At 65.4% G+C, this 10,784-nt stretch carries 8 protein-coding genes and 1 pseudogene; 6 read left to right on the top strand and 3 right to left on the bottom strand.

The window, feature by feature from the left end:
* The first annotated feature begins 113 nt into the window (after nucleotides 1-113).
* Together ACWY4P_RS17910 and ACWY4P_RS17915 are read left to right on the top strand one after the other, a co-directional pair.
* Nucleotides 114-1,517, top strand: a complete 1,404-nt coding sequence (locus tag ACWY4P_RS17910; RefSeq protein ID WP_456211548.1) for a restriction endonuclease subunit S — start codon at nucleotides 114-116, stop codon at nucleotides 1,515-1,517.
* Complete coding sequence (locus tag ACWY4P_RS17915) at nucleotides 1,514-3,040, top strand: N-6 DNA methylase (RefSeq protein WP_456211549.1); 1,527 nt, start codon at nucleotides 1,514-1,516, stop codon at nucleotides 3,038-3,040. The genes ACWY4P_RS17910 and ACWY4P_RS17915 overlap by 4 nt, the downstream gene beginning before the upstream one ends.
* 232 nt (nucleotides 3,041-3,272) lie before the next feature.
* Here ACWY4P_RS17915 and ACWY4P_RS17920 read toward each other — a convergent pair whose 3' ends face one another.
* A complete protein-coding gene (locus ACWY4P_RS17920; RefSeq protein WP_456211550.1) occupies nucleotides 3,273-5,204 on the bottom strand; it encodes a DNA/RNA helicase domain-containing protein in 1,932 nt (643 codons plus the stop codon).
* Between the two features lie 791 nt (nucleotides 5,205-5,995).
* Between ACWY4P_RS17920 and ACWY4P_RS17925 the strand changes: the two are divergent.
* From ACWY4P_RS17925 to ACWY4P_RS17940, 4 genes and pseudogenes are all read left to right on the top strand, one after another.
* Nucleotides 5,996-6,581, top strand: a pseudogene (locus ACWY4P_RS17925) (IS5 family transposase); the annotation flags it as partial.
* A gap of 212 nt (nucleotides 6,582-6,793) precedes the next feature.
* Nucleotides 6,794-7,273: a hypothetical protein gene (locus ACWY4P_RS17930; protein ID WP_456211551.1), complete on the top strand. Its 480-nt coding sequence runs from the start codon at nucleotides 6,794-6,796 to the stop codon at nucleotides 7,271-7,273.
* A gap of 15 nt (nucleotides 7,274-7,288) precedes the next feature.
* Complete coding sequence (locus tag ACWY4P_RS17935) at nucleotides 7,289-8,779, top strand: hypothetical protein (RefSeq protein ID WP_456211552.1); 1,491 nt, start codon at nucleotides 7,289-7,291, stop codon at nucleotides 8,777-8,779.
* A 35-nt stretch (nucleotides 8,780-8,814) separates the two neighbouring features.
* The gene (locus tag ACWY4P_RS17940; RefSeq protein ID WP_456211553.1) at nucleotides 8,815-9,396 is read left to right on the top strand and encodes a hypothetical protein; all 582 of its coding nucleotides are present in this window, start codon (nucleotides 8,815-8,817) and stop codon (nucleotides 9,394-9,396) included.
* A 137-nt stretch (nucleotides 9,397-9,533) separates the two neighbouring features.
* Here the strand turns inward: ACWY4P_RS17940 and ACWY4P_RS17945 are convergent, their stop codons facing one another.
* Both ACWY4P_RS17945 and ACWY4P_RS17950 read right to left on the bottom strand, forming a co-directional pair.
* Nucleotides 9,534-10,289: a beta family protein gene (locus ACWY4P_RS17945; protein ID WP_456211554.1), complete on the bottom strand. Its 756-nt coding sequence runs from the start codon at nucleotides 10,287-10,289 to the stop codon at nucleotides 9,534-9,536.
* Nucleotides 10,290-10,346: 57 nt separating this feature from the next.
* A complete protein-coding gene (locus tag ACWY4P_RS17950) occupies nucleotides 10,347-10,595 on the bottom strand; it encodes a hypothetical protein (protein WP_456211555.1) in 249 nt (82 codons plus the stop codon).
* Nucleotides 10,596-10,784 lie beyond the last annotated feature (189 nt).

The following is a 10,784-nucleotide window of genomic DNA, read 5'->3' on the forward strand; positions in this document are numbered from 1 at the left end:
GCGCGGGGTGAGTGCGCTGGGTTCGGGCTGGGTTGTAGAAGTGCCGTGCCGGACATTCGTGGGCGGGTTGAGGGGAGTTCGCTTTGGCGGAGATAGAGGTGCCTCCCGGTTGGGTGGAGATTCGGCTGGCCGACGTTCTTCGCAGCCCGCTGGCCAGCGGTCGGCCGAAGACCAGCGACGCCAACGGCGGATGGCCGGTGCTGCGGCCAACGGCACTGGCCGGAGCGAAGGTGGACTGCAGGGATGCCAACCAGAGTGACGGGAGCGCTGGGAGAGGGGCTCCGGTTCTTGCCCGGGAGGGCGACTTTCTCGTCTGCCGTAGCTCGGGGGTGCTGCATCGGCTCGGCCGCGGAGCGCTGGTCGGGGACGGATCCGTGCCGGTGGCCCTTCCAGATAGCATGACGCGGATTCGCGTGCGACCTGAGGTCCTGAATCCCGAGTATTTGGGACACCTGTGGCAGTCCTCCCGGGTCCGTGAACAAATCGAGGCATGTGCAGGCAGCGGCCGCATGCGCTCGCTGAGCATGCGCGCACTACGAGACATCAGGCTTCCTTTGCCGCCGTTGACGGAGCAGCATCGCATCGTTGTAATACTTCGCGAACGGCTCCAACGTATCGATCGTGGTAATGACGCCCTTCGTCGAGCTGCTGCCGGAATTACTGCGCTGCAAGACGCGGCCCACAATGCCCTGACGCCAGGCTGCGATATGTTCTTAGGAAGCATCCCCCACGGCTGGTCATGGGGACGGCTCGGCGACGTCATCAATGTGATCGAAGCAGGGCGATCACTGGAGCACGACGGGCGGCCGGCGCGGGGCGACGAGTGGGGAGTGATCAAGACCAGTGCAGTGACCCAAGGGGCATTCCTCGAGACCGAGAACAAGGCTGTGCGTGCAGGAGTGCGCGTCGACGAACGACATGAGATCAAGGCCGGTGACATCTTGCTGTGTCGCGCCAACAGCCCTGACCATGTCGGTGCGTCCGTTTGTGTCACCGCATGCCGCCCACGCCTGCTTCTGAGCGACAAGAGCCTTCGCCTGGTGCCCGAGCGTAATGTCGATGGGCGCTGGCTGGTACAGCTGCTCGCCACCTCCTATGTGCGTACTCAGATCGCGCAACGAAGCAGCGGCACTCTCAGGTCGATGCGCAACATTTCTCAGTCCAACCTAAGGGACATCCCGATTCCCATTGCACCTCCATGCGAGCAGGAAAGGCTGGGCCGGAAAGCGACCGCGTGGAATCAGGGAGCACACCGTTTGTCTTCCCGGGTGCAGAGGGCCTTGGAGACTTCGGACGAGCTGCGTCAAGCACTTGCTGATGCGGCCTGCACCGGACGGCTCGTGCGTTCAGCGGTCGCCGGCACACCGCAGGAAGAAAGCGCCATGCCCATCCGGTCGGGTCCGTCCCCCTGTGGCGAAGACAGCGTCGGGCGATCCGGCCGTGTGCCCGCCCCACGGGCGGCGGCCCATCCGCACACCAAGACCTTCGCCGCTGTGCAGCTGGAGCTCGAGCTATGACGGACTCGCTTGCTTTCCCCCCACCGGTTCCGGTATCGAACGGCAAGTCCTCGAACCTGGCCGTTCGGCTCCTAGATTACTGCAACGTGCTCTGCGACCGCGGGCTGTCCACCATGGAGGCCGTCGAACAGCTCAGCTATCTCCTTATGCTCAAGATCGAGGACGAAGTACTCAGTCTGCCGTCCACCATGCCCCGCGAAAACTGGCCGGCTTCGCCTTCGCCGTACGGTTGGAGATCACTGACCCAGCGGCGCGGAGATGAACTCGTAGCCCACTTCACCAAGGTTCTCGCCTACCGGTCGCATCATGGGACCGGCACGGCGCTGGATGTTATCTTTGCCGGTGCGCAGAACCATATCCGTGACGCACGGCTGCTGGATCAGCTTGTTTTCGATCTCTTCGAAGCGCGGAGATGGACTTCGGACGGGACGCAGCTCCTGAGCGAGGCTTACGAGGACCTCCTGGCGAGGGCGGTGAGCGATTCGAGGACCGGTGCAGGCCAGTTCTTCACGCCTCGCCCCCTCATCGACGCCATTGTCGAGGCGATTCAACCGGAGCTGACCGATACCATCACCGATCCGGCCTGCGGTACGGGTGGCTTCCTGATCGGCGTGCACAACTACGTGGCACAACATGAGCTGTTCCACGCTACTCGCGATGAGTGGTATCGCTACAACACAGAGCAGATCTGGGGACAAGAACTGGTCCCCGGCACTGCCCGGTTGGCGACGGCGAACCTGCTGCTGCACGGCATCGGGTGTGCCGGGCAACCAGCACCGATCGCTGTGGGCGACGCTCTTGCCCGACCGCCCCGCAGGCGAGCCTCACTGGTGCTGTCACACCCGCCCTTCGGCAAGCATGCAGCGGTACCCGGCGAGCCCTCCAGCACCGCCCGCCATGACACGGACGCGCGAGAAGACTTCGTGGCCAAGTCAATCGACAAGCAGGTCAACTTCCTACAACACGTCATGTCGTTGACGGCGAAGCCGGGACGTGCAGCCGTCGTCGTGTCCGACGGCATCCTCTTCGCTAGGGGCGCAGCGGAGACCGTACGACGGTATCTGCTCGACCAATTCGACGCCCATACGGTGCTCAGGCTACCTGCAGGCATCTTCCCCAACAGCAGTATCAGAGCGAATGTCATCTTCTTCGACCGACCTCCACACCGCACAGACAACCGTCCTCAGACAACCAGGATCTGGGTCTACGACCTGCGCTCGAGCCGTCAGTTCGCGCACGTCCACACCCCGCTTGTCCGTAGAGACCTGGACGATTTCGTCTCGGTGTATCTGCCGGGCAGACCGCGCACGGATAGAGCGGAGACGGAACACTTTCGCTGCTTCGACGTCCGTGACGTGCTGGATCATGATCACGCCCGCCTAGACCTCACATGGCCCCAGGGACCATCAGGCACCGACCTCCTGATGCCCCCCGAAGAGATTGCCCAGTACGTCGTACACGACCTGCGTCTCGCCCTCCAGGAGTTCGAAGAGCTCGCCGCAGAGCTGCACGGCGAGGCCTAGCGATCCGCGCACCTGTAGCCCCGGCAGACTGCCCCGGGGCACTGCCGTGGGTTCTGAGAAATGCAAACGGTGGCGAATGGGTGCCCACGTCACGACCGTCACGACCTTCTGAGCCGTGCTCGGAACATCCTTGAGTCAGCCCAGCCCACATCGCTCTTCCTGTCCTGCCCCCCGCGACGACGCCCAACTGACAGGGACGAGCAGCCCCGCCGCCCGTCAGAACGTGAACGTGTCAGATCTTGGGAACGCCCAGATCAGCGAAGAGCTGTCGGGTGTCCGAATCCACCGAGTACAGCACCGTGCCGCGAATGGAGCGCGTCATGAGAACCCCGTATGCGTTGCGGATCCGCTCCGCCAACTCATCGTCGAAGCGAACCCGGCTGGCCTTGCTGCGCACATGCTCACGGTCCAAAGCCCAAGACCCTCCGGTCCAGGTGAGATCGGGTCCCATGATGACACCGCCCCACTCGTACTCGAGCCCTTGCGCCGTGTGAACACAGCCGATCTGCCCGAATCCTCCCGGATCCGTGGCCCAGAACCGGCGCTTCGGCACACCGGGGGTCCGGTGGCTGTCGCCGGCATTCCACGGCCGCGCCCAGCCCTCCTCTGGCGCGACATCCGGCGCGGTGCCCGTGTCATCGGTCCACTTCCAGCACATCCCAGCAGTCATCCGGGCACTCAATCCCGCATCCAGCTTCGACTTCAGGAACTTCTCCATCTGTGCTGCGCTGTCGGCGTAGTACAGCTCGAACGGTTCCGGGTCCTGACCGACATCCTGGTTCCACGGCAGCGGATCACCGAGGAAGAGCCGCTGCACCCACGTGTCGTAGGTGGAACTTCCGACCGCGCGAAGCGCGCGGTCGAGACGGACCGGCACGACCTCCGCCCTCAACTCCTGAATTGCGTTGATGAGTTCGTTCTCGGACCACATCTCCTCTGCGAACAGTCGCTGGTCTCCGTCGATGAAGAAGACAGGAACCTTGGCCCGCGTCACGATCACGGACACCGACGACTCGCCCGGCCGCATGGAGAACGAGCCCGTCATCGGGCGTTCGGTGAGCCGGTGCGCTTCATCGCACAGCAACAGGTCCAGCTGGTTGGGACCCAGCCTGTCTGCGACCTGGTTCAAGGTCGTGAAGGCCTGCCCTCTGCCCTTGACGCCGCGTTTGAAATTCTCCCGGGAAGCCACACCCCCTGAAACGAAGCGCGCGTCGGACCCGCCTTTGAGGGCCTCGCCCAGCAGTGTCAGTGCCACAAGTGACTTCCCGGTGCCCGCCCTGCCGCTGACGACATACACCTTCTTCGCGCCAGGCGACGGCTTCCGGACCGAGGCCATGATGCTGTCCACAGCTTCGCGCTGCTTGTCCAGCAAGCTGAACTTCGTGTAGCCGTTGACGATTGCCCCAACTTCTGACGTCAGCAGCGACGTCGTGCGACGGCGGGCAAGAAGCTCCTGCGCTGCTTCCGCGTCCGTCGTCGGGCTGAAGCGGCTCTTCAGGAACTTGCGAAGATCCGCCGGCTGGCGGGCGGTGAAGGTCGCGATGCCCGCCGCTGGCCGCACCATACCGATCCACTGGGACTGTGGGTCCTTGAGGTTGTGCAGGTATGTGGCCCCGGCAAGATGCACGTACCGGTCGTCGAACATGCTGTGATGGCGCCTGAGGGCGTCCAGGTTGTCCCTGACCTGTACGGCAGGGTGCTTCTTGTGGTGTCCGTAGAACGGTGCAAAGACTCGCTCCACGGCGCAGCCATCACATAGCGATCCTGTGGTGGAGTTTCTGCACTGGACGCAAAGCCCGACCGTCCCTTTCGAGGGGTCGGGGCGTTCGACCTCGCTCCACTGCTTCAACTCGATCGCGGCGAAGCTCAGCCCACCGTCTGCATGCCTGCCGGCGAGCACGACGTCGATCGGGTTCATCGCCGGATGGACGCGGTACTCCACGAAGATGTACACCTGCCCGAGTCCGAGATCGGCCAGCGCCGTGGCCACCTCGTAGACGCTCTCCCGCCACGAATCCTTGTCGCTCTCAGAGGGCTCCTTCCCCTTGGGGTGCGCGGCCTCGTAGCAGGCCACAATCTTGGGGATGAGGCGCTCCCGGTCCCGCACCAGCTCCTCAGCCGGCCAGAACGCCTCCAGCTCCGACCACGTGCCCCCGCCAGCCATTACGCCTACCTGCTTCCGATGCCGACCGTCCGCCCCGGACACCAACGCTCTCTACAGCTGCGATGCTAGTGACCAAGAGGTGGATGAGTATCTCAGTCGTCCAAGGTGACGACAGTGATACCCGGTCGAACAGCGACCTGTTACGGTCGGCATTACGGCGGCGCCGGACATGCGACCGAGCGCAAGCTCACCGACTCGCTTCCGCGTCGCCGACACCATAGAGCGACCGCAGAGCCCCCAGGACCCCAGCACAGCAAACGCCCACGCTCGATCGCTCGCGACCTGTACGGGCTGTCAAGAAGTCCTGCTCGCAACCCGTTGAAGCGATGCCTCTAGGAGTGCGGTCCCGGCACCTGCCATGGCCACGAGCAGAAGTGACCGAACCAAGACACGCCCCGCCTTCGAACGGCTTTCAAGCCTCGGGATCCGGACGGTGAGGATGTGCTGGCCGGCGCGTACTCGCCGGCCAGCGCTGGGCCCTTCCTCGTTTTACAGGCCAAGCCAGGAGCAGATGAGCTGTCCAAGTACGTAGACGCTCACCTTAATCAGGGCCTGTCCGACGGGCCGCAAAACGGTCCGCCGCTTGGTGCACTTCTCCGTGTCCAAGAGGTTTCCTCTCTCAGCAATGGCCCGCCCCAGCCGGTGCGGGGAGTGCCTCCCGGCGACTCCGCCGGGAGGCCGAACCCGCGTATCGGGTAAGGCGGATGAAGCTTGAGAAAGGGCTTGAGGGAAACAGTACCGGTCTGCGCGCCAAGGCGGCTCGCTCCGCTCAGCGCGCGCGGCACGGCCCCCGGCCGGGCCTGTGGGGCCGCCTGCAACGAAGCCGTGCTGCACCGGCTGGACGACGTTGGCCTGATCGACGTCACCCGCGTCGTCCTCGACACCGCCCACGTCAGGGCGAAAAAAAGGGGCGAACACGCAGGTCCGAGCCCCGTGGACCAGGGCAAGCCGGGTTCCAAGATGCACATCCTGTCGGACGCGAACGGACTGCCCCTGGTCGTCGGCGTCTCCGCCGGCAACACCCACGACAGCGAAGGGCTGAAGCCGATGGTGGCCGGTCACCAAACGAGACACGACCCCGACCGCGGCCACCACTTCAAGCCCCAGCGCCTGCACGCGGACAAGGTATACGACCGCCCGGACCTGCGGAAATGGCTACGCGGCAAGCGCATCGGAGTCCGGATCGCACGCAAAGGCATCGAGTCCAGCGAACGGTTGGGCCGCCGCAGATGGGTGATCGAGCGCACGATGTCCTGGCTGTCGGGCTACCGCAGGCTCAGCCCCCGCTACGAGCGCCATCCCCGCAACTACCTGGCCTTTCTCGGTCTCGCCGCGGCCATGTGCTGCTACAAGCGCCTCGTCCGCCTCACCACATAGGACACGGCCTAAGCGGCCGCCCGGGCGGCACATGATCCGTGCGAGGGCGCACGCCCGCGCGGCGAAAGGCGCGCTTCGGCCGGGCGCGAGTCGAATCAGTAGCGACAGGCGGGAACCACCCGTCAACCCTTGGCGTGTCCCTGACCGACCGCGTCAATGTTTCTGCTAACGTGACATTAAGGCGTCGAATCAGCCGATTCCGGGGGGTAAGGGTGACATTCGACAGCGAATGGGCGGAGCTCGTATCGGCCGCGAGGGAAAAGCAGTCGGTCGGAATGCGGCTCAACAAGGCCGAGCCGGGGGCAGGGGGCTCCGGGGCGAATCACGATCTTGTTGTCCATCAAGACGATCTCGGAGCAGTCGGACACGAGGCCTTCGAAGTGCACGGGATGTTGCACAAGAAGGCCGACATCGCCGGCGCGGGCATCGACAAGAGCGGGGCAGGCTCCACCGCCCAGGCCGCCAAAGAGCTGTCGACGCGCCAGCTCACCATGGGCGACGAGCTGTACACCACGCTCGAGGTCTGGACCACACAGGTCAAGACGGTCCTGCAGATGTGCGCGCACATCTCGAATCACCTCGACTACTCGAAGAAGGCCCACGCCAAAGACGACGCGGAGATCGCGGCTTCGCTGCGCCAGCGGGACGGGTCGGCGGTGTCGGTCTCCGAGATATCCAAATACGTCAAATAACGGGGGAAATAGATCGTGGGAGGGTTCTTATACTCGGATCTCATCTCGGTGGATCTGGGAAAGTTAGGCACGGCCGTCGGCGACTGGAAAACCATGGTCGGCGAGCTGGACAAGCTCAGGACCAGCGTCTACAGCGGCCTGGTGCAGAAATCCGACGCGGCCAGGTGGCGGGGGGTCAACGCCGGGGTCACCAAGGACTTCGTACGCAGCACCGCCAAGGAGTTCCTCGATCTGCACGCCGAGGCGCAGAGTATCTACAACGTCCTGCAGGACGCGCACACCGAGCTGACGAGCATCCAGAAGCGGGCCAAGTCGCTGACCGAGGAGGCCCGCCGAGGAGACCCGTCGAAGGAGCCTCCGGATCCGGGTCTGGTCGCCTCGGACGGGGGCAATGGCACAGTAAAGGTGCAGATGGCGAACATGTGCACCACGAAGGACACCCCGCAGCGCACCCTGGACCTGATGAAGTGGTATGCCGACACACTCACCGGTCTCGTGTCTCACGCCTCGGAGATCGACGCCGCCGTCACACGGGCGCTGCGGAAGAGCCACGGCGGAGACCCCTATAACGCGGGCCACGCCACATACACATCACTCGACGAGGAGCAACTGCCCCGCGCTACGCAATTGGCCTCGCTCGGCAAGGACGCGAACGAGAAGCAGCGGGCCGAGTTGCGGAGGCTGTGGGAATCGCTTAGCCCCGAGGCACGGGCCAAGCTGTGGCAGGGGCACAAGGACGATCTGCTGGCGGCGGGGTTGCTGAGTCCTACAGTCAAGCGGGCGGCGCCGGATCCGGGGTCGGGGCCGCACGGTGCCGAGTCCCCCGGCGGGGCGGAGCGGCGGAGCAGGGAGAAGATGAATCTGCTGGCCGAGGGCGCCGACTGGCAGGGGATGAACGACGCCTCGCGCCACATGGCGCACTATCTGGGCAACAGCGGGGACCCCGTGAAACTTCCGGTGGACAAGATGCTGTGGGACGACGGGGGATTCAGGAACCACATCGACCAGAGCATCAGGCAGAACCAGAACGAATGGCGCAAGCAGGCGCTGGAAGAATTCAAGAGAAACGGCGGCCAGCCGGTCGCCATCCCCGTGGAGAGCAAAAACCACGACTACAGCTTCGACCAGGGCAAGGACCCGAACTGGTTTTACGCGGTGGGCTCCACCAGATCGAATGTCACCGGGGTGGTCACGGTTGTGCCGGACGCCAACGGCCAGCCCAAGGTCGGCCTCGACTACCAGGTCAACGCCTGGGACCGCTACAACTGGGACCAGGGCAAAGGCGTGAGCATCGGGCCGGTCGACATCCCCGACGGAATGCCGGCCCGCCTCCACAAGACGGGTCTCGCCCAGGAGTTCGACATGTCGGGCAGCAGCTCGGTCAAGCACTACGATCTGGGCGCATCGGTCCCGAACAACGAGCCGCTCCCGGGCCCGGATGAGCCGGGGCGCGAGGGCGGACGTACGGACCCCGGACGGGAGCAACAGGACGCCAACGGTCGTTGAGCACCATCAGCATCACAACCCATCGGGAGCCAGCAGTGCGCCGCCGATTTCTCATTGCCGGAGGATCAGTTCTCGCGATCGCTGTCGCGGCCGTTGTCACGTTCGCCATCATCGCGGACGACGCGGTGTCCGACCAGGCGGACCAGGACAAGAAGTGCTGCTGGAAGAGTGGCGCCACACCTGCCTGGATGAGCGAGACGATGGGCATTCGGATCCCGGCGGCGGCATCGGATCGGCGGGCCGGGTACAAGACGAGCTCGCGTTACGACATCGGGGTCCTGTCCTTCACTCTGCCCCGCCGGGAGGCGGACGCATACCTCTCCCAGCTGGTCCCGGCGGACCAGGAGATGATCGCCAACCTCCATCCGGAGCAGAAGGGGTACAAACCGATGGCGCCGTTCGCGCATCTGGGGCTCCCAGAGCCGGAGACCCTGGTCAAGGGGGCGCGGCGGGTCGGTTTCTGTCCGGACGAGCTCACCTCCCCCGAGGGGAAGCACCTCCACTACTGCGTCGACCTCTTCGCCCATGAGTTCGCACCGGGCAGCACTCGCGTCTACATCCGGTCGACGATCGAGCCTGGTGTGACGCCGCCGCCCGCGAGCGGCCCCGGCGAGTAACGGACCGGCTCCTGGCCGGACGTCACCGCCCGCTCGCCGGAGCAGGAGCGCCCGTGGTCGCTTCAAGCGTAGTCGGCTGGTTGGTTGCCAGTTTCCCTCCTCCTATTCGGCTCCGGACAACTGGTGTACGACAAAGTTCATGTGCTGCGTGTGGCCGACCCGGATCCATGTCTCGGCGTTACCCGAGCCACGCGGACCCTCGCCATGCGCACAGGCGTGCAGCCAGCGTTCTCCATCGCTGGGGCACCCCCGTGGATGCCGCGGAAGAAGTCGGCCTCCGCGATCCAACGGGCCATGGCGCGGACCCGGGCGGCGCGGTCGCTGCCCCTGGTGGGGGCCCGCGCGACGAGAAAGCCGTCCGGTGCGGTGTAGCGCAGCAGGCCCCAGGGCGGGCCGGGCCGCCGGACGGATGGGATGTTGGCGCTGAACGCGTGCTCCACGGAATAGTCGCCGTAGACCAACGAGTTCAGCGCTTCGGGACGGGCGGCGCGCACCGATCGGTAGAGCTGCCAGTCGTGGCGCTGAATGACGCGGGTGGGCTGAGCGTCGAGGTGTTCGATGGTGCGGGGGAAGGCTCCGGAGGTGAGAACCGTCGTCCGCCAGGGCACGAGGGCACCAAGCAGATCGAGCGCGGCGAGAGCCCGCTTGTCGATGTCGCCGCTGCCTGCGACCGGACCGGCGTCCAGTATGAGGTCGAGCCGCGAGGGTGGCAGGCACAGCCGGTCGATCAGGTTCAGGAGATCCGTCGAGAGGGGCCGGTCCGGCGGATCGTCGAGCAAGACGCGTATGCCGAGGCCGCGTCCGCTGAGGAAGGCGAGGTCGGCGGCGTAGCGCTGATGCGCGGGGTCCCGTTCCGGGCCGGTGACCAGCCGCAGCCGGCTCCTGGTCGCCACCTGCCACAAAGCCACGGCTGAGGCATCGAGATCGCTCTCGACATGACCGGCGTCCACCTAGCCGGTGAGCCCCTCCGTGGCCCTGATGAGGTTGTCCATGCGGGCGGTGAGCCAACGCCGCAGCCCTGCCTGATCGGTGTCCGGATTCGGGACGGGGCGCACGCCCCGCGTCCGCTCCGGCCCGACCCGTGGGACGACCGTCCACAGCGGGGCGATCCGCTGGCGTATGCCGAACTCCAAAAGCGTGTATGCATCCCAGGCATCCCGTCGTGCTGGAAGGACCGGTACATAGATCGGCTCGACCATCGCGGCTCCCCCATCGGTCCCGCTGTATCGCCCCTGATTGAAGGGTGAAGGGGGGCGATCGGCGATGAAAGAACGCAATTCCGGCCAATGACCACGCCACGTCCTGGTGGGGCGCCCGCTCAGTCCCAGGGTCCGACGATCACCTCTCTCCCGGGCGGTAGGCCACGACGCTCCCGGCGACCACCCACA

This window comes from Streptomyces sp. LZ34 (assembly GCF_053890475.1).

Excerpts from the sequence above, each read along its gene's own strand:
- ACWY4P_RS17950 (WP_456211555.1), bottom strand. The coding sequence starts at position 10,595 with ATGGTCGAGCCGATCTATGTACCGGTCCTTCCAGCACGACGGGATGCC.
- ACWY4P_RS17915 (WP_456211549.1), top strand. The coding sequence starts at position 1,514 with ATGACGGACTCGCTTGCTTTCCCCCCACCGGTTCCGGTATCGAACGGC.
- ACWY4P_RS17920 (WP_456211550.1), bottom strand. The coding sequence starts at position 5,204 with ATGGCTGGCGGGGGCACGTGGTCGGAGCTGGAGGCGTTCTGGCCGGCT.